This is a genomic window from Streptomyces ziwulingensis, assembly GCF_039542605.1.
GTDB classification, from domain to species: Bacteria; Actinomycetota; Actinomycetes; order Streptomycetales; family Streptomycetaceae; genus Streptomyces; species Streptomyces ziwulingensis.
This window is the reverse complement of the sequence record NZ_BAABIG010000061.1, coordinates 19,322-42,435: the sequence shown is the minus strand read 5'-3', so window position 1 is coordinate 42,435 and position 23,114 is coordinate 19,322. Positions and strand designations below refer to the sequence as shown.

General features: G+C 72.4%; 18 protein-coding genes and 2 pseudogenes. 14 read left to right on the top strand and 6 right to left on the bottom strand.

Annotated features, from left to right (window positions below):
- Positions 1 to 9 precede the first annotated feature (9 nt).
- The 6 genes and pseudogenes from ABEB00_RS27190 to ABEB00_RS27165 form a co-directional block, all read left to right on the top strand.
- Positions 10 to 321 carry an urease subunit beta gene (locus ABEB00_RS27190; RefSeq protein WP_345623002.1) on the top strand — a complete coding sequence of 104 codons (312 nt, stop codon included), beginning with the start codon at positions 10 to 12 and terminating at the stop codon, positions 319 to 321.
- Complete coding sequence (locus ABEB00_RS27185; protein WP_345623001.1) at positions 314 to 2,035, top strand: urease subunit alpha; 1,722 nt, start codon at positions 314 to 316, stop codon at positions 2,033 to 2,035. Before ABEB00_RS27190 ends, ABEB00_RS27185 begins: the two co-directional genes overlap by 8 nt.
- A 16-nt stretch (positions 2,036 to 2,051) precedes the next feature.
- Positions 2,052 to 2,726 (top strand): urease accessory protein UreF, encoded by a 675-nt coding sequence (locus ABEB00_RS27180; protein WP_345623000.1) that lies wholly within the window; start codon positions 2,052 to 2,054, stop codon positions 2,724 to 2,726.
- 83 nt (positions 2,727 to 2,809) lie between these two features.
- Positions 2,810 to 3,493, top strand: coding sequence for an urease accessory protein UreG (gene ureG, locus ABEB00_RS27175; RefSeq protein WP_345622999.1), 684 nt, complete (start codon positions 2,810 to 2,812; stop codon positions 3,491 to 3,493).
- Positions 3,481 to 4,254, top strand: coding sequence for an urease accessory protein UreD (locus ABEB00_RS27170; protein ID WP_345622998.1), 774 nt, complete (start codon positions 3,481 to 3,483; stop codon positions 4,252 to 4,254). The genes ureG and ABEB00_RS27170 overlap by 13 nt, the downstream gene beginning before the upstream one ends.
- 95 nt (positions 4,255 to 4,349) lie before the next feature.
- Positions 4,350 to 5,753 (top strand): annotated as a pseudogene (locus ABEB00_RS27165) (alpha/beta hydrolase); the annotation flags it as partial.
- A 64-nt stretch (positions 5,754 to 5,817) separates the two neighbouring features.
- Here the strand turns inward: ABEB00_RS27165 and ABEB00_RS27160 are convergent.
- Positions 5,818 to 6,546, bottom strand: a complete 729-nt coding sequence (locus ABEB00_RS27160; protein ID WP_345622997.1) for a lysophospholipid acyltransferase family protein — start codon at positions 6,544 to 6,546, stop codon at positions 5,818 to 5,820.
- 312 nt (positions 6,547 to 6,858) lie between these two features.
- Here ABEB00_RS27160 and ABEB00_RS27155 point away from each other — a divergent pair.
- Positions 6,859 to 7,767 (top strand): annotated as a pseudogene (locus tag ABEB00_RS27155) (chitinase); the annotation flags it as partial.
- Positions 7,768 to 7,871: 104 nt separating this feature from the next.
- Positions 7,872 to 8,648, top strand: a complete 777-nt coding sequence (locus ABEB00_RS27150; protein WP_345622996.1) for a polysaccharide lyase family 7 protein — start codon at positions 7,872 to 7,874, stop codon at positions 8,646 to 8,648.
- Positions 8,649 to 8,740: 92 nt separating this feature from the next.
- Here the strand turns inward: ABEB00_RS27150 and ABEB00_RS27145 are convergent, their stop codons facing one another.
- From ABEB00_RS27145 to ABEB00_RS27125, 5 genes are all read right to left on the bottom strand, one after another.
- A complete protein-coding gene (locus ABEB00_RS27145) occupies positions 8,741 to 9,580 on the bottom strand; it encodes a carbohydrate ABC transporter permease (RefSeq protein ID WP_345622995.1) in 840 nt (279 codons plus the stop codon).
- Entirely contained in the window at positions 9,577 to 10,944 is a 1,368-nt protein-coding gene (locus ABEB00_RS27140; RefSeq protein WP_345622994.1) for an ABC transporter permease, read from the bottom strand. Before ABEB00_RS27140 ends, ABEB00_RS27145 begins: the two co-directional genes overlap by 4 nt.
- Before the next feature lie 6 nt (positions 10,945 to 10,950).
- Positions 10,951 to 12,279 (bottom strand): ABC transporter substrate-binding protein, encoded by a 1,329-nt coding sequence (locus tag ABEB00_RS27135; protein WP_345622993.1) that lies wholly within the window; start codon positions 12,277 to 12,279, stop codon positions 10,951 to 10,953.
- A gap of 36 nt (positions 12,280 to 12,315) precedes the next feature.
- Positions 12,316 to 13,962: a glycoside hydrolase family 13 protein gene (locus tag ABEB00_RS27130; protein WP_345622992.1), complete on the bottom strand. Its 1,647-nt coding sequence runs from the start codon at positions 13,960 to 13,962 to the stop codon at positions 12,316 to 12,318.
- 203 nt (positions 13,963 to 14,165) lie between these two features.
- Entirely contained in the window at positions 14,166 to 15,434 is a 1,269-nt protein-coding gene (locus ABEB00_RS27125) for an ABC transporter substrate-binding protein (RefSeq protein WP_345622991.1), read from the bottom strand.
- 157 nt (positions 15,435 to 15,591) lie between these two features.
- Here ABEB00_RS27125 and ABEB00_RS27120 point away from each other — a divergent pair, with 157 nt between their 5' ends.
- The 6 genes from ABEB00_RS27120 to ABEB00_RS27095 all read left to right on the top strand — a co-directional run bounded on the left by ABEB00_RS27120 (position 15,592) and on the right by ABEB00_RS27095 (position 23,084).
- Entirely contained in the window at positions 15,592 to 16,107 is a 516-nt protein-coding gene (locus tag ABEB00_RS27120) for a PadR family transcriptional regulator (protein WP_345622990.1), read from the top strand.
- Complete coding sequence (locus tag ABEB00_RS27115) at positions 16,077 to 16,853, top strand: ABC transporter ATP-binding protein (protein ID WP_425586575.1); 777 nt, start codon at positions 16,077 to 16,079, stop codon at positions 16,851 to 16,853. The genes ABEB00_RS27120 and ABEB00_RS27115 overlap by 31 nt, the downstream gene beginning before the upstream one ends.
- A 66-nt stretch (positions 16,854 to 16,919) precedes the next feature.
- Positions 16,920 to 19,190 carry an FtsX-like permease family protein gene (locus tag ABEB00_RS27110; RefSeq protein ID WP_345622988.1) on the top strand — a complete coding sequence of 757 codons (2,271 nt, stop codon included), beginning with the start codon at positions 16,920 to 16,922 and terminating at the stop codon, positions 19,188 to 19,190.
- A 309-nt stretch (positions 19,191 to 19,499) separates the two neighbouring features.
- Positions 19,500 to 20,150 carry a helix-turn-helix transcriptional regulator gene (locus ABEB00_RS27105; protein WP_345622987.1) on the top strand — a complete coding sequence of 217 codons (651 nt, stop codon included), beginning with the start codon at positions 19,500 to 19,502 and terminating at the stop codon, positions 20,148 to 20,150.
- A gap of 205 nt (positions 20,151 to 20,355) precedes the next feature.
- The gene (locus ABEB00_RS27100) at positions 20,356 to 21,447 is read left to right on the top strand and encodes a hypothetical protein (protein ID WP_345622986.1); all 1,092 of its coding nucleotides are present in this window, start codon (positions 20,356 to 20,358) and stop codon (positions 21,445 to 21,447) included.
- 59 nt (positions 21,448 to 21,506) lie between these two features.
- Positions 21,507 to 23,084 (top strand): ABC transporter substrate-binding protein, encoded by a 1,578-nt coding sequence (locus ABEB00_RS27095; RefSeq protein ID WP_345622985.1) that lies wholly within the window; start codon positions 21,507 to 21,509, stop codon positions 23,082 to 23,084.
- The last annotated feature ends 30 nt before the right edge of the window (positions 23,085 to 23,114 follow it).

Sequence of the window (23,114 nt, the reverse complement as noted above, 5' to 3'; positions counted from 1 at the left end):
GGGGCCGCCGTGATTCCCGGAGAGTTCCTCTTCGCCGACGACCCGATCGTCTACAACGAGGGCCGTGAGACCACCCGGCTGACCGTCCTCAACGCCGCCGACCGGCCCGTCCAGGTCGGCTCCCACTACCACTTCGCCGAGGCCAACCCCGGCCTGGACTTCGACCGCGCCGCCGCCCGCGGCAAGCGGCTCGACATCCCGGCCGGCACGGCCGTGCGCTTCGAGCCCGGCATCCCGGTCGACGTGGAACTCGTACCCCTCGCGGGCGCCCGGGTGGTACCCGGACTGCGGGGGGAGACCGGAGGTGCCCTCGATGCCTGAGATCTCCCGTGCCGCCTACTCCGACCTGTTCGGGCCCACCACGGGCGACCGTATCCGGCTCGCCGACACCGACCTGCTGGTCGAGATCGAGGAGGACCGCTGCGGCGGCCCCGGCCGCTCCGGGGAGGAGGCCGTCTTCGGCGGCGGCAAGGTCATCCGCGAGTCCATGGGCCAGTCCCGCGCCACCCGCGCGGACGGCACCCCCGACACCGTCATCACCGGTGTCGTGATCATCGACCACTGGGGCATCGTCAAGGCCGACGTCGGCATCCGCGACGGCCGGATCACCGGTATCGGCAAGGCGGGCAACCCCGACACGATGGACGGGGTCCACCCCGACCTGGTCCTCGGCCCGGAGACGGAGATCATCGCCGGCAACGGGCGGATCCTGACCGCCGGTGCCGTCGACGCCCACGTGCACTTCATCTGCCCGCAGGTGGTCGAGGAGGCGCTGGCCTCCGGTGTCACCACCCTCGTCGGCGGCGGCACCGGACCGGCCGAGGGCTCCAAGGCCACCACCGTCACCCCCGGGCCCTGGCACCTGGCCCGGATGCTGGAGGCGCTGGAGGCGTACCCGGTCAACATCGGCCTGCTCGGCAAGGGCAACACCGTCTCCCACGAGGCGATGCTCTCCCAGATCCGGGGCGGCGCGGTCGGCCTGAAGATCCACGAGGACTGGGGCGCGACCCCCGCCGCCATCGACGCCGCCCTCACCGTGGCGGACCGCACCGGCGTCCAGGTCGCCATCCACACCGACACCCTCAACGAGGCCGGTTTCGTCGGCGACACCCTCGCCGCGATCGGCGGGCGCGGTATCCACGCCTACCACACCGAGGGCGCCGGCGGCGGACACGCGCCGGACATCATGACCGTGGTCTCCCAGCCGCACGTCCTGCCCAGCTCCACCAACCCCACCCGGCCGTACACCGTCAACACCGCCGAGGAACACCTCGACATGCTGATGGTCTGCCACCACCTCAACCCGGCGGTCCCCGAGGACCTGGCCTTCGCCGAGTCCCGCATCCGGCCCTCCACCATCGGCGCCGAGGACGTCCTGCACGACCTGGGCGCCATCTCGATCATCTCCTCCGACTCCCAGGCGATGGGCCGCGTCGGCGAGGTCGTCCTGCGCACCTGGCAGACCGCGCACGTCATGAAGGGCCGGCGCGGCGCGCTGCCGGGCGACGGCCGCGCCGACAACCACCGCGTCCGCCGCTATGTCGCCAAGTACACGATCAACCCCGCCGTCGCCCAGGGCATGGCCGGGGAGATCGGCTCCGTGGAGACCGGCAAGCTCGCCGACCTCGTGCTCTGGGAGTCGGCGTTCTTCGGCGTCAAACCCCTCGTCGTGATCAAGGGCGGACAGATCGCCTACGCGCAGATGGGCGACGCCAACGCCTCCATCCCGACCCCGCAGCCCATCCTTCCGCGCCCGATGTACGGGGCGCTCGGCCGCGCCCCGGCGTCCAACTCGGTCAACTTCGTGGCCCGGGCGGCGATCGAGGACGGGCTGCCGGAGCGGCTGGGGCTCGGCAAGCGCTTCGCGGTCATCGACTCCACGCGCGCGGTCACCAAGGCCGACATGCGGGAGAACGACGCGCGGCCCGAGGTGCGGATCGACCCCGACAGCTTCGCCGTGCACATCGACGGCGTGCTGACCGAGGCCACGCCCGCCGCCGAACTGCCCATGGCGCAGCGCTACTTCCTCTTCTGAACGCCGGGTACCGACGATGTCCACAGCAGCGCTTCTCGTCCTGGCCGACGGCCGCTTCCCCGCCGGCGGGCACGCGCACTCCGGAGGCGCCGAGGCGGCCGTGCGGGCCGGGCGGATCACGGGCGCCGAGGATCTGGCGGAGTTCTGCCGGGGCCGGCTGCACACGGCGGGGCTGGTCGCCGCGGCCCTCGCGGCGGCGGCCGCCCTCGGGCTTGACCCGGGGGAACTGGACGCGGCGGCCGACGCCCGGACCCCCTCGCCCGCACTGCGCGGCACCGCACGCAAGCTGGGCCGGCAGTTGACCCGCGCCGCCCGCGCCACCTGGCCGTCGGCCGAACTCGACGCCCTCGCGGCGGCCTTTCCCAAGGGCGCCCACCAGCCGGTCGTCCTCGGGCTCGCGGCGCGGGCCGCGGGGCTCGGGCCGGCCGAGGCCGCGTACTGCGCGGCGTACGAGGGGGTGAGCGGGCCGGCGACGGCGACGGTGCGGTTGCTGAGCCTCGACCCGTTCGACGCCACGGCGGTGCTGGCGCGGCTCGCGCCGGAGCTGGACCGGGTGGTCGACCGGGGGGTGGCGGCGGCGCGGCGGGCCGTCGACGACGGAGTCGACGCGCTGCCCCGCGCGTCCGCGCCGCTGCTGGAGATCGCGGCCCAGGCGCACGCGGGGTGGCCGGTGCGGTTGTTCGCCTCCTAGGGTCTGTCGCCGGCGCCTTCGCGGCGCAGGCTCCCGCCCTCGCCGACCCCTTCCGACCAGCCCGCCCGAAAAGGAGCCGTTCCATGCATCTCGACTCTCTCGCCCACTCCCACTCCACCACCGCCGTCAGCGCCGACGCCCGCCGGCCGGACGGTACGCGCCGGGCGCTGCGCATCGGGCTGGGCGGGCCCGTCGGGTCCGGGAAGACCGCCACCGTCGCCGCGCTCTGCCGGGCGCTGCGCGACGAACTGTCCCTGGCCGTCGTCACCAACGACATCTACACCCGCGAGGACGCCGAGTTCCTGCTGCGCGAGGCCGTACTGCCGCCCGAGCGGATCACCGCCGTGGAGACCGGCGCCTGTCCGCACACCGCGATCCGGGACGACATCTCCGCCAACCTCGAAGCCGTCGAGGACCTGGAGGACGAGACCGGCCCGCTGGACCTGATCCTGGTGGAGTCCGGCGGGGACAACCTCACCGCCACCTTCTCCAGGGGGCTGGTCGACGCGCAGGTCTTCGTCATCGACGTCGCGGGCGGCGACGACATCCCGCGCAAGGGCGGACCGGGCGTCACCACCGCCGACCTGCTGGTCGTCAACAAGACCGACCTCGCCCCGTACGTCGGCTCCGACCTGGCCCGGATGGCGGCCGACGCCAAGGCGCAGCGCGGTGAACTGCCCGTCGTCCTGCAGTCGCTGCGCGCCGAAACGGGCGTGCGGGACGTCGCCGACTGGGTCCGGGCCAAGATCGCCGCGTGGACGGCGTGAGCGCCACGGCCGGTCTGCGCGCGACCGCCCGCGTCCGCGCCCGGCTCGACGGCCGCGGCCACACCGCGCTGCCCGAACTCGACGGCGAGGGCCCGCTCGCGCCGAGGCGGACCCGGGGGAGCGGGACCGAGGCGCACGTCATGCTCGTCGGGGCGATGAGCGGCCCCCTCGGCGGCGACCGGCTGCGCGTCGAGGCGGTCGTGGAGGAGGGCGCCCGGCTGCGCGTCGGGTCGGTCGCGGCCACCCTCGCCCTGCCGGGCCAGGCCAAGGGCGAAGCACACTACGACGTGGCGCTCACCGTCGCCGACGGCGGCGAACTGCGCTGGCTGCCCGAGCAGTTGATCTCCGCCCGGGGCAGCGACCTGTACGTCACCACCCGCGTCGACCTCGCCGCGACCGCCCGGCTGGTGCTGCGCGAGGAGCAGGTGCTCGGCCGTACCGGGGAGGAACCCGGACGGCTCACCAGCCGCCTCACCGCGCGGATCGCGGGCCGCCTCGTGCTCGACCAGGAACTGGCCTGCGGACCCTGCGCGCCCGGCGGCTGGGACGGCCCGGCCGTGCTCGCCGGACACCGCGCGGTCGGCCAGCTCCTCGTCGCCCGCCCGGAGTTCGCCGAGCGCCCCCCGGCGGCCCGGGTCCTCGGCGACGGACGCGCGGCCGTCACCCCGCTCGCCGGGCCCGCCGTACTGGTGACGGCGGTGGCCCCCGACGCGCTGATCCTGCGCCGGCTGCTCGACGAGGCACTGGCGTCGCTGGACTGAGCGCGCCCGGACACCGGGCCCGGGGTCGTGAGAGGGTCAAATCAGAGTCAGATCAGGGTCAGATCGGAGTCAGGTCAGAGAGGATCGCCCTACAGGACTGCCCCGCCGACTGGAACCTGCCCCAGCCCATCCAGTGCGGCCACGTCACGGTCCCCCTCGACTACGCCAAGCCGTACGGCAGGCAGATCAAGCTCGCCGTGGACCGCGTCGGCAGCACCGGCACCCCGGACCGGCGGCAGGGCGCGCTGATCTACAACCCCGGCGGCCCCGGCGGCTCCGGCCTGCGTTTCCCGACCCGGGTCACCGCGAAGAACCCGATCTGGACCAAGACGGCCGAGGCGTACGACTTCGTGGGCTTCGACCCGCGCGGCGTCGGCAGGTCGGCGCCGATCTCGTGCGTCGACCCGCAGGAGTTCGTCAAGGCGCCCAAGGCGGACCCGGTACCGCACTCCGAGGCCGACAAGCGCGCCCAGCGCAAGCTCGCCCGCGAGTACGCCGAGGGCTGTGCCGAGCGCAGCGGCGCGATGCTCCCGCACCTGACCACCCCGAACACCGCCCGGGACCTCGACGTCATCCGCGCGGCGCTCGGCGAGAAGAAGCTCAACTACCTCGGCGTCTCCTACGGCACCTACCTCGGCGCGGTCTACGGCACCCTCTTCCCCGGCCATCTGCGCCGCATGATCGTCGACAGCGTCGTCAACCCGTCCCGCGAGAAGATCTGGTACCAGGCCAACCTGGACCAGGACGTCGCCTTCGAGAGGCGCTGGCGGGACTGGCAGGACCGGGTCGCGAAGAACGACGCCGCCTACCACCTCGGCGACACCCGCGCCGAGGTCCAGGCCCAGTGGCTGCGGCTGCGCGCCGCCGCCGCGCAGAGCCCGCTCGGCGGGGTCGTCGGCCCGTCCGAACTGACCGGTTTCTTCCAGAGCGCCCCCTACTACGACTCCGCCTGGACGACGGTCGCCTCCGTCTTCAGCGCCTACGTCGCCGGTGACACCCAGGCCCGAGTCGACGCCGCCGCCCCCGACCCGACCGACACGGCGGGCAACGCCTCCTCGGAGAACGGCAACGCCGTCTACACGGCCGTCGAGTGCGCCGACGCCCAGTGGCCCGCCGACTGGCGGACCTGGGACCGGGACAACACCCGGCTGCACAGCCGGCATCCGTTCCTGACCTGGTACAACGCCTGGTTGAACCTGCCCTGCGCCACCTGGCCGGCCAAGCAGAACACCCCGCTGGACGTGCACACCGGCAAGGGACTGCCGCCGGTGCTGATCGTCCAGTCCGAGCGGGACGCGGCCACCCCGTACGAGGGCGCCGTCGCACTGCACAAGCGGTTCAAGGGCTCCCGGCTGATCACCGAACGGGACGCCGGTTCGCACGGCGTCACCGGTCTGGTCAACCGTTGCGTCAACGACCGCGTCGACGCCTATCTGCTCACCGGCAAGGTCGGCGCCCGGGACGTGACCTGCGCCCCGCACGCCACGCCGAAGCCGTAGTACGGCACGGGGGAGGGGCGGCCGGTTCCACCGGCCGCCCCTCCGTCAGGTCACGTCCCGCCGGCTACCCGAGCGGCAGCCGCGGGAACCGCCGCCCCCGCCGCGCCTTCTCCTTCTCCTCCTCCTCGGCCTTGACCACGCCGGCGTACCGGTCGACGTACTCCTGCCCGGACAGCGACAGGATGGCGTACATGATCTCGTCGGTGATGGCGCGCAGGACCGCCTTCTCGTGCTCCATGCCCGCGTAGCGGGAGAAGTCCAGGGGCTCGCCGAAGCGGATCACCACGGGGCGGACGCGGGGGATCTTCCGGCCCGGCGGCTGCGCCTCGAACGTGCCGATCATCGCGCACGGCACCACCGGCGCCCCGGCCCGCAGCGCCATCACGGCGACACCGACCTTGCCCTTGTAGAGCCGCCCGTCGTGCGACCGGGTGCCCTCGGGGTAGATGCCGAGCAACTCGTCCTTGTCGAGGACGCAGAGCCCCTCGCGGATCGCGGCCTGCCCGGCGTCCTTGCCGGAGCGGTCCACCGGGATCTGTCCGGCGCCGCGGAAGAAGGTCGCGGTGAGCCGCCCCTTGAGGCCGGGGCCGGTGAAGTACTCGGCCTTGGCCAGGAATGTGATCCGGCGCTTGAGGACCGCGGGCATCAGGAAGTGGTCGGAGAACGACAGATGGTTGCCGGCGACGATGGCGGCGCCCGACGCCGGCACATGGTGCAGCCCCTCGATCCGGGGCCGGAAGGCCAGTTTCAGCAATGGACCCAACAGCACGTACTTGAGCAGGTGGTAGAACACGGCTCGTCTCCCATTCTGACCCTTCGCCGACTTCCCCGGCGCCTGCCCATCATCCGTCCCCCGCAGCGGGCGTGTTCTTCTCCGGGCATCCCTCTTGACGGGAATGGTGCAGACCTTTAAGTTCACCGCACGCGCACCGGTTCAGAAGTGCGCTCGACGTTCACATACATGTACCTCGCCTTCCCCACCGTCTGCTGTGCACGCTCAGACGAAAGGCAGTGATCCCCCATGAATGTGCGACCACGATTCCGTATCACCGTCACGGGCGGCGCGCTCGCCGCGGCCCTCGCCGCGTCCACCGCGCTCCTGCCGGCCCCCGCCGCCCGGGCCGGGAGCGCCGCCCCGGCCGCCGCCCCGATGGCGGTGGCGCCGTACCTCTACAACGGCTGGGGCAACCCGCCCAGCCCGACGACCGTCACCAACGCGACCGGCGTGCGCTGGTTCACCCTCGCCTTCGTGCTCAGCAACGGGTACTGCAACCCCCAGTGGGACGGCTCCCGCGCGCTCACCGGCGGGGTCGACCAGCGGACCGTCACCACCGTGCGGGCGGGCGGTGGCGACGTCATCCCCTCGTTCGGCGGTTACAGCGGCAACAAGCTGGAGAGTTCCTGCTCCAGCGCCGGCGAGCTGGCCGCCGCCTACCAGAAGGTCGTCAACGCCTACGGGCTCAAGGCCATCGACATCGACATCGAGGCCGCCGCCTACGCCAGTTCGGCCGTCCAGCAGCGTACGGTCGACGCGTTGAAAACGGTGAAGGCCGCGAACCCGGGCCTGAAGGTGTACGTGACCATCGGCACGGACCAGGGCGGCCCCGACCGGAGCCTGATCAACCGGGCCGCGGCGGCGGGGCTCGCGGTCGACGGCTGGACCATCATGCCGTTCGACTTCGGCGCGGCCGGCCAGAACATGGGCACCCTGACGCTGCGTGCCGCCGAGGGACTCAAGTCGGCCCTCAAGAGCGCCTACGGCTACAGCGACGACCAGGCGTACCGGACCATGGGCATCTCCTCCATGAACGGCGTCACCGACATGGACGAGGTCGTCACGGTCGCGGACTTCCGCACGATCCTCGCCTACGCCCAGCAGCACCACCTGGCCCGGCTGACCTTCTGGTCGGTCAACCGGGACCGTCCCTGCACCGGCGGTGACTCGGAGACCTGCTCCGGGGTGAGCCAGTCGGCCTGGGACTACACGAAGGTGTTCGCCGCCTACACCGGCTGACGCGGGCCACGCGTCACCTATCGGGTTGACCGGTTCATGACAGTGCAGGGCCGGATGCCCTCCCCTCCGCCGTCACTCCCCACACCATCGAAGGGCCCCCCACCATGACCCGTACCAGAGTCCTGTCCATCGCCACCGTCGTGAGCGTCGTCGGCACCCTCGCCTTCCTGGGGAGCCCGAACGCCGGCGCCGCCGACCCGGGCAAGGCGCCCGGCGGCAACTTCGACCTGTCGGTCTGGCAGTTGCAGGAGCCCGTGGGCTCCCCCGGCTCGCCGACCACCATCTCCTCCTCCCGGCTGCAGGGGGCCAACGGGTACCAGGACGCGTACTTCTACACCGACACCCGCGACGGCGCCATGACCTTCTGGGCACCGGAGAAGGGCGTCACCACCCCCAACTCCAAGTACGCGCGCTCCGAACTGCGCGAGATGAACCGCAGCGGCAGCGCCGCCAACTGGTCGCTCGGCGGCAGCCACAAGCTGAACGCGACCCTGCGCGTGGTGTCGGTGACGTCCAACGTGTGCGTCGGGCAGATCCACCTGGGCAGCGGCGGCACGTCCACCAAACCGCTCGTCGAGCTGTACTACCGCTCCAACGGCGACATCGTCGTCGGCACCGAGAACTCACCCGCGGGCGGCCAGACGCTCCACGACGTCGGACACGTCTCGGTCGGCAAGACCTGGAGCTACACCATCGCCGTCTCCGGCGGCGACACCATCGACCTGACGGTCAACGGCAGCACCACGCACTACTCGATCCCGTCGTCCTTCTTCCCGTACAAGCAGTACTTCAAGGCCGGCTCCTACAACCAGTCGTCCTCCGACAGCACCACCAAGGGCGCCCGGGTGGCCTTCTACGGGCTGAACGTCTCCCATAGCTGATCCGTCCCGGCCGGCGACCGAACGGGCCGGGCCACCGTACCGGAGTACGGTGGCCTGGCCCGGTGCTGCGGCGGTTCGCTACCGGCCGTCGGTCACTTCACCGACCCCGCCATGACCCCCTGCACGAAGTGCCGCTGGAAGGCGAAGAACACCACGAGCGGCACGATCAGGGAGAGGAAGGCGCCCGGCGCGAGCACGTCGATGTTGCTGCCGAACTGCCTGATCTGCGACTGCAGCGCCACCGTCAGCGGCTGGGCGGAGCTGTTGGCGAACAGCAGCGCCACGAGCATGTCGTTCCACACCCACAGGAACTGGAAGATGGCGAGCGAGGCGAGGGCCGGCTTGGCCACCGGCAGCACCAACTGGACGAAGATGCGCCACTCGCCGCCGCCGTCCATCCGGGCCGCCTCCAGCATCTCCTTCGGGATCTCCGCGAAGTAGTTGCGCAGCAGGAACACGGCGAACGGCAGCCCGTAGGCGACGTGGAAGAGGACCACGCCCGGGATGGAGCCGAACAGGCCGAGCTGGCCGAAGAGCTTGGCCACCGGGAGCAGACCGATCTGCACCGGCACCACCAGCAGCGCCACGACGATCAGGAACACGGCGTCCCGCCCGGGGAAGTCCAGCCAGGCGAAGGCGTATCCGGCGAGCGCCGCGACCACCACGACCAGCACGGTGGTCGGCACGGAGATCAGCACGGTGTTCCAGAACGCCTGCGTCATCCCCGCGTTGCCCAGCAGCGCCGAGTAGTTGTCGAAGGAGAGCTGCCCGGGACTGGTGAGCGCCGTCCACCAGCCCCCCGTCGCGGTGTCCTCGGACGAGCGCAGCGACGACAGGAACAGCCCGGCCAGGGGGGTCAGCCAGATCAGGCCGACCAGGACGAGGAAGGCCTGCACCAGCCCACTGCTCAGACAGCGCCGGACGGCGGTCATCGCTGACTCCTTCGGAAACGGCGGACGTTGAACACCATCGCCGGGACCACCAGCAGCAACAGCAGCACACCGAGGGCGCTGCCCAGGCCCTGGTCGTTGCCGCCGCCGAAGGACACCAGCCACATCTGGGTGGCCAGTACGGTGGCGTCCTCCTGCACCGGGCCGGGCGCGATGATGTAGACGAGGTCGAAGACCTTCATCACGTTGATGACGAGGGTCACGAACACCACCGTCAGCACGGGGGCGAGCAGCGGCACGGTGATGCGGCGGAAGATCTGCCACTCGTTGGCGCCGTCCATCCGGGCCGCCTCCAGCACGTCGCGCGGCATGGTGGACAGGCCGGCGCCGATCAGGACCATCGCGAAGCCGGTCCAGATCCACAGGTAGGCCCCGATGATGGCCGGCGTGACCAGGGCCGGTCCGAGCCAGGACACCCCGTCGTAGGGCTGGCCGAAGTTGGCGGCGGGCAGCGCCAGGGTGTACTCACCGGGGGCGAGTGAGGTGAAGGCGTAGGAACCGTCACCGGCGGTGGTCGTGGTCGCCACCGTCTTGCCGTCCCGGACGGCCTGCACCGTCATCCCGGGCAGGCCGCTCTCGCCGCGGTCGACCGCGCCCTGGGTGCCGCCCCCGCCGGGCACGAAGTCCAGGTAGGCGACCCCGCGCAGCTCGCCGTCGGCGGCCCGGCGGGCCGCGGCCGCGCGGGCGGGTTCGGCGTCGCCGGGCAGGTCGGCGGGGAGCACACCCACCAGGGGCAGGGCGACGGTGTGGCCGGGGGAGACGGCAGCGGCCGTCCGGTAGGAGCCGTCCTCGCCGCGCACCAGGTCCCGGCCGTCGCGGGCCCGGGCGCTGGGGTAGGGCGAGGTGCCGGCGAAGGCGTCGTGCACGGAGACGACCGCGGCGTTGAGCACGCCCTTGTCGGGGTCCTCGTCGTAGGCGAGGCGGAAGATGATGCCCGCGGCGAGGAACGACACCGCCATGGGCATGAACAGCAGCAGTTTGAACGCGGTGGCCCAGCGGATCTTCTCCACCAGGACGGCGAGGATCAGGCCGAGGCCGGTCAGCAGCGCCGGGGCCACCACGACCCAGATCACGGTGTTCCGGACGGCCTTGAGCGTCGCCGGGTCGCGGAACACCTCCGTGTAGTTGTCGACGCCGATGAACCGGGTGCCGGAGGCGTCGAAGAAGCTGCGGCCCACGGAGAAGAGGACCGGGTAGACGACGAGCGCGCCGAGCAGCAGCAGGGCGGGCAGGGCGAAGAGCACGGCGATGGTGCGGCCCCGCAGTCCGGCCCGCCGCCGGCCGTCGGCCGCGGCGGTGTCCGGCGGGGCGGGCGGACGGGTGTCCTTGACGAGGGTGTCGGTCATGGCCGATCAGTCCCGGTAGGCCTTGGCGGCGGCGCTCTCCAGCGCGGCGGCGGTGGCCTTGGGGTCGGAGGGGTCGCGGAGGAAGTCCTGGAGCAGCTTCCACTCGCCGGTGCCCTTGGTGCCGCCGAAGGCCGCCGGCGCCTGGTCGGACATGTCGAAGCGGACCGAGTCACCGGCCCCGACCAGCGACTCGGCGGTGGCGCGGGTGACCTCGTCGCCGTAGGAGTCCAGGCTCAGCTTCTTGTTCGGGGAGAGGAAGCCGCCCTCGCCCGCCCACACCGCCGCGGCCTCGGCGGAGGCCAGGTACTCCACCAGTTCCATGCCGGCGGCGCGGTGCTTGCTGTCCTTCAGGACGACCGCGGCGTCACCGCCGCTGACCACGGGCGCGTCGTTGCCGTCGACCCCCGGGAAGGGGAAGAAGTCGGCGTCCTCGCCCACTGTCCGGTCGTACTGGTCCTTGGCGACACCGGCGACGAAGTCGCCCTCGTAGACCATGCCGGCCTCGGGCTCGGGGCCGAACACCTTCTCCACGGAGCCCGGGAAGTCGGTGTTCAGGGCCCCCTTCTGGGCGCCGGCGATGAGCTGCTTGTCCTCGAACAGCTTGCCGAGGGTGGTGAGGGCCTTCACCACGCTGGCGTCGGACCACTTCAGCTCGTGCGCGGCGAGGGCGTCGTACTTCTCGGGGCCGGCCTGGGAGAGGTAGATGTTCTCGAACCAGTCGGTGAGCGTCCAGCCGTCCTGTCCGGCGACGGCGAAGGCGGCGAGTCCGGAGTCGGAGACGGTGTGCCCGGCCTCCAGCATCTCGTCGTACGTCTTCGGCGGCTCCACGCCGGCCTGGGTGAGGGCCTCGGGGCTGTACCAGACCGTCGACTTGTGGGCCGCCTTGAAGTACAGGCCGTACAGCGTGCCGTCGACACTGCCGTACTTCTTCCACACGTCGGCGAAGCCGGCGTCGACGGCGCTCTCCACCGGCTTGGACAACGGCTGCAGCCAGCCCTTCTTCGCGAACTGCTGCAACACGCCGACCTGCGGGACCATGACCACGTCGGGGGCGTCGCCGCCCTCGATCTTGCTGCCGACGACGGTGGAGACGTTGTCGCCGGTGGAGACGAACTGGGTCTTGGCGCCGGTCTTCTCGGTGAAGGCGTCGAGCACCTTCTGGAAGTTCTCCTGCTCGCTGCCGGACCAGACCCCGGCCACGGTGACCGTCTGGCCGTCGAGTGCCTTGTCACCGCCGCCCGCGGCGACGGGCTCGCTGCCGCCGCAGGCGGTCGCGCCGAGTGCCAGGGCCGCGGCGATACAGCCGGTGAGCAGGGTGGTGCGTCGTCTCATCATCGTTGATGACCTTTCAGGGGTGGGGCGGGTGAGGTGTCAGGCGCAGGGGCCGTCGGTGATCCACCAGGCCGCGGTGGAGCCGGCCAGGCTCCCGGGCGGGCAGGGACCGCTGGTGAGCAGCGGGACGCCGTCGACCGGCGCGGGTGTGGGGGCGGTGCCGAAGTTGACGGCGCAGACCAGGCCGTCGCCGCGGGAGAAGGCGAGGACCCCGGGCGGGGTCTCCAGCCAGTGCAGGGTGCCGTCGCCCAACTGGGGCAGTGCGGCGCGCAGTTGCAGGCCGTCGCGGTAGAGGTGCCAGAACGAGCGGGTGTCCGCGAGGGCCCGGTCGGTGGCGTGCTCGGCGAACCACTCCGGCTGCGGCAGCCACGGCTTGACGCCCTCGGCCGCGGCGGTGAAGCCGAACGGGGAGGCCTGTCCCGACCACGGCAGCGGCACCCGGCAGCCGTCGCGGATACGGGCCCGGCTGCCGGTGCGCCGGAAGATCGGGTCGGTGAGGACGTCGTCGGGCAGATCGACGACCTCGGGCAGCCCCAGCTCCTCGCCCTGATAGATGTACGCGGCTCCCGGCAGCGCCAGCATCAGCAGCGCGGCGGCGCGGGCCCGGGCGGACCCCAGGCCGCTGCCCTCGGTGGCGGGCTCGCCGTAACGGGTGACCGTGCGCACCTGGTCGTGGTTGTTGAGGACCCAGGTGACCGTGGAACCGGTGCCGGCGATGTCCTGCATGGCCTCGGAGATGACCTTGCGGAAGGCGTCCACGTTCCAGTGGGCGCTGAGCAGGTCGAAGAAGAAGGCCTGGTGCAGTTCGTCGGGGCGGACGTAGCGGGCGTGGTCGCGTGCGGTGGGCACCGACACCTCGCCGACCAGGAGCCGTTCGCGGCCGTCGAGACCGGTGTACTCCTCGCAGACCGCGCGCCAGTGCCGCCACACGTCGTGCACCTCGGGCTGGTTCCACGCCAGGGGGTTGACCGAGTCGCGGGTGCGGGCGTCCGCCTCCGGGTCCGGCGAGTCCGGCAGTTCGGGGTGTTTGAACAGCCCGGCGGCGACGTCGATGCGGAAGCCGTCGACACCGCGGTCCAGCCAGAACCGGAGCGTCCGGTCGAACTCGGCCGGGACCTCGGGGTCGCGCCAGTTCCAGTCGGGCTGCTCCGGCGTGAACATGTGCAGGTACCACTGGCCGGGGCGGCCGTCGGCCTCGGTGACCCGGCTCCAGGCCGGTCCGCCGAACATGGCGTGCCAGTTGTTGGGCGGCTCGGACCCGTCGGGGCCGCGGCCGTCGGCGAAGTGGAAGCGGGCGCGGGCCGCGCTGCCGGGCGGCGCGGCGAGGGCCTCGCGGAAGTACGGGTGCTCGCTGGAGCAGTGGTTGGGCACGATGTCGAGCAGGACCCTGATGCCCAGCCGGCGGGCGGCGGCCATCAGCAGGTCGAACTCGGCGAGGTCGCCGAAGACCGGGTCCACGTCGCGGTAGTCGGCCACGTCGTAGCCGTGGTCGTGCTGCGGCGAGGGGTAGAAGGGGCTCAGCCAGATGCCGTCGACACCCAGCTTCCTGAGGTAGGGCAGTCCGGCCCGTACCCCCGCCAGGTCGCCGATGCCGTCGCCCGTGCTGTCCAGGAAACTGCGGACGTAGACCTGGTAGATCACCGCGTCACGCCACCAGTGGCGCGCGTCCTCGTGCTGGGAAATCACCCCGAGTGCCTGTCTGTGTGTTGGTGCTGTTATGCATGCATGTTAGGTAGACGTGACGCGCAGGTGTCAATGCTTCGTACGGGAAGTGCTGAGCAATGTGCTCAAAAAATGCGGACAAAACCACCTAGAACGACTGCGTGAAGCGCCGCCAACTACCTAACGGTTATGCAAGGAGAGGGGGAGTGAGGGGGGAGAGGGGGGTGCTATCGCTCGGCGACCGCGGCGAGTTCCGCGGCCAGCCGCCGGACGGCGGCGCTCGTGCTCTGCCGCCCGGTCAGGGCGTCGTGGACCACGGCCTGCACCACCAGGCTGACCTGGTCGTAGCGCGGGCTCTTGGGCCGCGGCGCGGCCGAGAGCACCGCGGCGCGCAGCACCGGCAGATACGGGAACCGGCGTACCAGCGCCGGGTCCTCGTAGAGCGCGGCCCGCACCGGCGGCAGCGCGCCCCGGGTCAGGACCTGCCGCTGCACCGGAGCGCTGGTCAGATACGCGAGGAGCCGCCGCGCCGAATCCGGGTGCCGGGCGTGCGCGGTGACGGCCAGATTGGAGCCGCCGAGCACACTGGTGCCCGGCCCGTCCGAACCGGGCAGCCGCACCGCCCCGACCTTCCCGGCGACCGCCGAGCCCGCGCCGTCGGCGGCCACGTAGGCGTAGGGCCAGTTGCGCAGGAAGAGGAGCCGGCCCTCCTCGAAGGCCCGCTTGGACTCCTCCTCCGTATACGTCAGCGCCGCCTCGGGTATCCAGCCCTCGCGCACCCCCCGCACCAGGAAGCCGATGCCCTCGCGGGCGGCCGGGGAGTCCACGGTGACCCGCCTGCCCTCGTCGTGCAGGATCGTGCCGCCCGCCGAGTAGACCGCCTCGGCGGCGTTCACCGTCAGCCCCTCGTACGGCAGCAACTGGCCCGCGTACCCGTCCAGCCCGTGCCGGGGCGCGACGGTCTCGGCGTCCCGTTCCAGCTCCGCCCAGGTGCGCGGCGGGTCCAGGCCCTCCGCGGCGAGGACGTCCGCGCGGTACAGGAGCAGCCCGGCGTTGGTGACGTAGGGAACGGCGTAGAGACGCCCCTCGTAGGTGGCCGTGCCGACGACCGGCGGCAGGAAGCTCCCCAGCGGGAAGGCCGCGCGCGGCAGCGGGCGTATCCAGCCGGCGGCGGCGAACTGCGAGGTCCAGTCGACGTCGATGTTGAGGACGTCGAACCGGCCGCGGTCGCCGTCGCGCAGATCGGTCTCCATCTGCGCCCGGGTCTCGTCCGCCGAGTTCGGCAGCTCGACCAGGGTGACCCGCTCGTCCGGATGCGCCCGGTTCCAGCCGGCCAGCAGCGGCCCCAGATAGCCCGTCAGGTCACCGGCCGTGGCAAGGGTCAGCGGACCCCGGCCGGAGCCCGGCCCACCGGGCCGCGCACCGGCCGACACATAGCCGGACAGGAGCACCACCAGAACGAGCAGACCCCGGCCGGCGGCCTGAGCCCACCGCATGGGTCCCTCCGCTCGACTGTGCCGGGCCCCTTCGCCGCGGCGCGAATGCATGTATACCTGTTAGGCATGCCTGATACTAGGGGCCGCGGCCTATCGGACACGGGCACTCCCGCCCAGGGCCGCTCCGCCCGACACGGAAACGAGGTGCAGAGCGCAAGTGCGGCTGCCTCTCCTGGCCCTGCTGGCACGCGGCCCCGCGCACGGCTACGAGCTCAAGCAGGACCTTGAGCAATTGCTGGGCGCCGCATACCCTCAGCCCAACATCGGCCAGATCTACGTCACCCTCGGCCGCCTGGAGAAGACGGGACTGATCGACGGCGAGGAAGTGGCGCAGTCGAGCCGGCCCAACAAGAAGATCTACCACCTCACCGAAGCCGGCCGGGAGGCGCTGCACGTCTGGTTCGGGGAGACCTCGGAGGAACCCCGGGTCCGGGACGAGTTCTTCATGAAGCTCGCCCTCGCCCCGCGCACCGGACTCGCCGACCAGATCGCCCTCATCAACGGCCAGCGACGTCAGTACCTGAACACCATGCGCACCTTGTCGAAACTGGCCGCGGCCGAAGACCGCGACAACCGCATCTCCCACCTGCTCATCGAAGGCGCCATGCTCCATCTGCAGGCCGACCTCGACTGGCTGGAGCGATGCCAGGAGGAACTGGAGGGGCTGGAGTGAGCGAGGCTCGCACGCCGCTGCTGAAGGCCGTCGGTCTGGTCAAGACCCACCACGGCGAAGGCGCGCCCGCGCACGCCGTGCGCGGCGTCGACCTCACCGTCCGCAAGGGCGAGTTCGTCGCCCTGACCGGCCCGTCCGGGGCCGGCAAGTCCACCCTGCTGCACCTGCTCGGCGGACTCCAGCGACCGGACGCGGGCGGCATCGAACTGGACGGCGCGCCGACCGCCGCCTGGAGCGAGGCCCGCTGGGCGGTGGAGCGCAGAAGGCGCATCGGCATCGTCTTCCAGTTCTTCAACCTGGTCTCCGACCTCTCGGTCGTCGACAACGTCGAACTGCCCGCCCTGCTGGCCGGCACCCCGCCCAGGCAGGCCCGCGCCCGCCGCGCGGAACTCCTGGCCGAGCTGGGACTGAGCGGCAAGGAACGGAACATGCCCGGCGAACTCTCCGGCGGCGAGCAGCAGCGCGTCGCGCTGGCCCGCGCCCTGGTCAACCAGCCTGACCTGCTCCTCGCCGACGAGCCCGCGGGCAGCCTGGACAGCAGGGGGACCCGCGAGGTGACCCGGCTGCTGACCCGCTTCCACGGACGCGGCCAGACCATCGTGCTCGTCACCCACGACGCCCGGCTGGCCAGCGCGGCGGACCGGGTGATCAGCTTCTTCGACGGCCGGATCGCGGACGACGCCGCCCTGGACACCTGGCCTGCCCGCTCGACGGACACGTCCAGCGTGCTCCGGCTGAGGGGCTGAACCCGGTGGCACACCGGCAGCCGGCCGCCGGACGGCGCCGCGCACACGAGCGGAGGGGGTGACGAGATGCAGGCCATGGCGCGCTGGGCGCGGGCCGACCTCCGCAGCCACCGCGGCGCGGCGCTGTTCCTGGTCCTCGCCACGGTCGGCATCGTCATCGCCCTCCTGCTGGCCACCGCGCTGTTCACCTACGCCACCAACCCGTGGCAGCGGGTCTTCACCGAGACCCGCGGCGCCCATGTGTGGCTGCACACCAGCGTCTCGGCCGACACCGGCCGCCTGGCCGGCCTGGACGGGGTCGACTCCGTGGCGGGCCCCTACCCCACCGAGTCGGTGGCCCTCACCGCGCACGGCGCCCGCGCCTCGGCCGAGCTGCGCGGCACGAGCACCGCGCCGTCCGTGGGCCGCCCGAGGGTGACCGCCGGCCGCTGGCTGCGCGAGTCGGACACCGACGGGGTGGTGCTGGAGACCCGGCTCGCCCGCGCGCTGCTGGCCGGCCCCGGCGACACCCTCGCCCTGCCCGGCACCGCCCGGACACTGACCGTCCTCGGCGTGGCCGAGAGCGCCGAACCCCGCTACCGCCCCGGTGCGCGGCCCGGCCTGGTCTGGGCGCCCCCGGCCGCCGTCCGCGCCCCCGACGGCCAGGTCACCGGCCTGCGCCTGAGCGACCCGGACGGCACCGACTACGCCGTCCAGCGGGCCGTCACCGTGCTCGGCGCCGGCGCGGTCGGCGAGGTGTCCACCTGGCAGCAGGCCCGCGCCCAGGCACAGGGCGACAACCGGCTGCTCGGCCAGGTGCTGGGACTGTTCGGCCTGGCCGCGCTGCTCGCCGCCTGCCTCGCCGTGTACGGGGCGATCGCCGCCCGCGTCCGCGGCCACCTGCGGAACATCGCGGTGCTGAAGGCGATCGGCTTCACCCCCGGCCAGGTGGTCGGCGTCTTCGTGTTCCAGCACCTCGCGCACGCCCTGACCGGAGCCGCCGTCGCCGCCGTGCTCGTCCAGACGCTGGGCAGTCGCGTACCGGGACGCGTCGGCGACGCGATCGGGATCTGGCAGGGACTGCCGCACCACACCACCGCGCTGGCCGCCGTGCCCGCCGGCACCGTGCTGTTCATCGGCGTGACCACGGCACTGGCCGCCTGGCGGGCCGGGCTGGTCCCGCCGGTGCCCGAACCGCGGCGCCCCGGACCCACCACCGCGGGCCTGTCCCCGCTCGCCCGCGAGGCACTCGGCCGGCGCCTGCCGCCCGCCCTGGTACTGGGCGTGCACCGGGTGGTCGCCCGCCGCTCCAGGTCCCTGGCGACCGTGGCCCGGCTGGCCCTCCCGCTGCTGCTCATCGTGGTGGCGATGAGCGCGTGGAGCACCATCGACCGGCTGCGCGAACACCCCGAACAGGCCGGGCTCGCCGCCGCGCTCACCGTCCGCGCCGACGGACTCGGCGAGGCCGAGACCCGCTCCCTGCTCCGCCGCGACCCGCGGATCGCGGCCGTCTACCCGGGCGTCGAGGTGAGCGCCCTGGTACCGGGACAGAACGCCACCATCGCCCTGCGCGGCCTCGGCACCGGCCCGGACCCCTACCCGTACGCCCTCGCCGAGGGCCGCGCCCCGCACGGCCCGAGCGAGGCCGTGGCGGGCCAGGGCCTGCTCGACCTGCTGCACGTACGGGTCGGCGACTGGGTGCGGATGACCGTCGGCGCGCACCCGCACGTCCTGCACCTCGTGGGACGCGCCATCGAACCGGAGAACGCCGGCCGGGTCGTCTCCACCTCCCTGGACAACCTGCGCGCGGGCGACCCCGAACTGGGCGCCACCCTCTACCAGCTCCGGCTCCGCCCCGGCGCGGACGCGGGCGCGGTCGCCGCGGCGGTGGCCGCGCGCGGCGGCGGCCACCTCGACGTGCACGCGGTGGCCGACCCCACCGACGGACTGTCACCGCTGCGCAGTGTCATCGCCGGTCTGATCGCCGTCCTCGCGTTCATCGGGCTGGTGGAACTGCTCACCTCGATCGGCGCCGCCGTCCGGGAGGGCGAGGGGGACCTGCTCGCGCTGAAGGCGATCGGCCTGACCCCGCGTCAGATCACCGCGATCACCGTCACCGCCACCGCCTGCACCGCCCTGGCGGCGGTCGCCCTGGGACTGGCGGCCGGCCTGCCGCTGGCCGGCCGGCTGATCGACGCGCACGGACGGTCGACGGGCATCGGCGCCGGCATCGCCCACCTGCCCCCGGCCGGCCGGCTGCTGGCGTTCGCCCTGACCGCGGTGGCCGGCGCGGCCGTCCTCGCCGTGCTGCCCGCCGCCCGCGCGGCCCACCGCCACCGCGCGGACGCGGTGCGCTGACAGGACGGCCGAGCACCCCCGCGACGACCGCCCGGGACACCGCCTGACACCCGCTCACCAGGCGTTTTAGTTCGGGGCTTTGCACCTCAGTGCATGGCTTTTGCTTGTTAGTGCATCGTCATCCGCTGACCGCGCGGACAGCTCCCGCGACCTGTGATGATCGGTCCTGAGCGAATGAGTGCGTACTCGAAGGCCCGCCCAGTCCGAGGCCGCCTGGACCGTTCCACCCCACAGGTATGGCTCGTGGCACTGGGCCGCGCCGTGCTCCGCGATTCCCCCGCGCGGTGCCGCGCCTCGACAAGGAGTCCCATGCCTGACGTCAAGATCGAAGCACGCCCTGTTCCGGCGGTCGTCGTGCAGGCCGACGACCTTCTGACCCGTGACGGGACGGTGTCCTTCCTGGAGGCGGACGAGCGGGTCAGGGTCCTGACCGCCGACGAACTGGCCGACGCCGACATCCTGGTGGTGCTGACCGCCTCGGTCAGCGGCAAGACGCTCTCCACCATGAGCCGCGCCTCCCAGCTCACCGGCGGACGGACCCGGATCGTGCTGGTCGCGGACCAGATCTCGGAACAGCAGCTCGCGCTCGCGGTCAACCACGGCCTGGTGAGCTTCCTGGTACGGCCGTTCACCAGTTTCAGCCAGATTCTCGCGGCCGCCGTCGAGGCGCACCAGGGCCGGTCGACCGTCCCCCCGGTGCTGATGAACCTGCTGCTGGACCGCATGCGCACCATGCAGAAGAGCGATTCCCCCACCGGACTGCTGCCGGTGGACCTGACCCAGCGCGAGGTCGACGTGCTCAGGCTGCTGTCCGAGGGGATGGACACGGTGGAGATCGCCACCAAGCTCAGTTACTCGGAGCGCCTGATCAAGAGCGTCATCCAGTCCGTCATCAAGCGGCTCCAACTGCGCAACCGCACCCACGCCGTCGCCTACGCCATCCGTATGGGCATCCTGTGACCGCGGGCGCCGGGAGGTGTGTCGAGAAGGGTACGGCTGCTGCACGTCCGTGCAGGCATCGTGGTCACCGGCCCGTACGCCGCGACACCGGCCCTAGGATTCGGGCGCGGGCCTGTGACCACCGGGCGGAGCGCACCCCCTCGGCCGCCGTCGACCTCGGCCGCCGTCGATCGACCCCACCCGCACGACCGGGAAAGGCATGCAGATGAGCCACCGTGAGCCGGACGCCGCGCGTCCGGACGAGTTCGCCGGGCCGTCGGGCGGACAGGCGGTCTGGGAGAGCGAACTGCCCTGGCAGCTCGCCGCACCGGACGAGGCGGGCACGGCGGAACCGGCCCCCGCGGCGGCCGACGAGACGACGGACCGGCGCCTGGCCGCCTGGGTGCCCGAAGAGCCCGGCGCGCACGCCCTCCACACCGGCCGGACCGCCGGCCACGGCCTCGACATGACGCCCGCCGCCGGCCACGGCACCGACATCACGCCCGCCGCCGACCCGGCGCCGGCCGCCGCGCCCGCCGGCCGCCGTACCCGGGGCCACGACGGCCACTCCACCGGCGGCGGGCGGCGCGCCGCCGCGCGGGCGTCCCTCGTCAAGCCGGTACTGGCCGGGGCGGGCGTACTCAGCGCCCTCTTCCTGCTCGTCCCCTCCTGGTTCGACGAGAACGCCCCGGCGCAGACCGTCCAGGCCGGCGCCGAGGACGTGGACCCGGACCACACCCCCGACGAGCCCGACCCCTCGACCAGCGCGTCCCCGCGGCCGGGCACCACCGGCGCGGCGAAGGACAGCGGCAGGGCCGGCGACAAGGGCGACCGCATCGCCGAGGTGGCGGCGACCGCGCCCACCCAGGAGGCCCGGCTGGTGGCCGCCGTCTCCGAGTCCGGCACCCCCACCCGCACCGCGACCGCGAAGCCCTCTCGCGCCAGTGCCACCCCCAAGCCCGCCGCCACCACCCAGCAGCCCGACTGGACGACGACCGTGCTGCACGGCACCAGCGTCCTGGAGGCGGGTCAGAGCTGGTCCACCAACCGCGTCGACCTGATCTTCCAGGGCGACGGCAACCTGGTGCTCTACGACAAGAAGGGCACCCCCCTGTGGTGGTCCGGCACCGCCGGACAAGGTGCCAAGGCCGTCTTCCAGGCCGACGGCAACCTGGCCGTCTACACCGGCGACGGACAGACCGCGTGGTCCTCCAGGACCGACGGCCACGACGGCGCCGAACTGGTGCTGCGGGCCGACGGCAACGTGGTCGTCCAGCAGGGCGGCACCGTACTGTGGTCCACCGGCACCGCGATGTGACACCCCCTCACCTCCTCGCCTCCCGCCCCCCACCGCACACCAGAGACGAGACACCTGAAGTGAACAGGCGTTACCCGTGGGCACGTCCGCTCGTCCCCGCCGGGCTGGCCCTCGGCCTGCTGACGGGATGCGGAACCATCATCGGGACGGGCGACGAACCCCGGGTGGTCGTCGGCATCTCCGACGAGGTGCTGGCCACCGACCCGGCCTCCGGCTACGACCCGGGCTCGTGGATGCTGTTCAACAACGTCTTCCAGTCGCTGCTCAGTTTCCCCAGCGGGGGCACCGAGCCGCAGCCGGACGCCGCCAAGACGTGCTCCTTCACCGACGCCGACAGCCGGGTCTACGCGTGCACGCTGAAGGAGGGCCTGCGGTTCGCCAACGGCAACGACCTCACCTCGCGCGACGTCAAGTTCTCCTTCGACCGCATGCTGCGGATCAACGACCCCTCCGGTCCGGCGGTCATGTTCAATTCCCTCGACAGCGTGCGGACGCCGGACGAGCGGACGGTCGTCTTCCACCTCAACGTCCCCGACGCCACCTTCCCCAGCAAGATCGCCTCGGGCGCGGGCTCCATCGTCGACCACCGGGAGTACCCGCGGACCCGGCTGCGCGACGACGACGGCGCCGTCGGCTCCGGGCCGTACACACTGGAAGGGCTGAGCAGGACCGAGGCGGACTTCGGGGTCAACGACGAGTACACGGGCACCGCCGAGAGGGAGAACACCGGCGTCACCCTCAAGTTCTTCCACGGCGACCAGCAGGCCCTGAAGAAGGCGCTGCTCGGCGGCGAGGTGGACATCGCCTACCGCGGCCTGTCGGCGGACGACATCGCCGACATCGACCTGGGGAGCGACCGCGACGACGTCAGGGTGGTCGAGGGCAGCAGCGCCGAGGTCCAGCACCTGGTCTTCAACATGAAGGACCCGGTGACCGGCCGCCTCTCGGTGCGCAAGGCCATGGCCCACCTGCTCGACCGCGACGCCCTGATCAAGGAGGTGTACCGGGACACGGCCATCCCGCTGTACTCGATCATCCCGGCCGGCATCGCCGGACACAGCACGGCCTTCTTCGACATCTACGGCGACCGCCCCTCCACCGCCGAGGCCACCGCCGCCCTGCGCGCCGACGGCATCACCGACAAGGTGCGGCTGACCCTGTGGTCCACCCCGTCACGGTACGGCCCGGCCACCGACGCCGAACTGGCGGCCATCGCCGAACAGCTCAACGCCAGCGGACTCTTCGAGGCCGACATGAAGTCCGTGCCCTACGAGAAGTACGAGAAGGGCATCTCGGCGGGCGAGTACGGCGTCTACGTCAAGGGCTGGGTGCCCGACTACCCGGACGCCGACAACTTCACCGCGCCCTTCTTCGGCGAGGACAACGTGCTGCAGAACGGCTTCGAGAACCGCACGATCACCGACCGGCTGATCCCGCGGACGGCCATCGAGAGCAACCGCAGCGCCACCGAACCGGACTACGGCCGGCTCCAGAAGATCGTGGCCGAACAGATCCCGATCCTGCCGGTGTGGCAGGCCAAGCAGTACGCCGTCGTCCGCGAGAACGTCCGGGACGGCGTCGAATACTGCCTCGACGCCTCCACGGTCTTCCGGTTCTGGAAACTCGCCAAGGACTGAGGGCGGCCCGCGTCCCGGGACCGGGCGGTC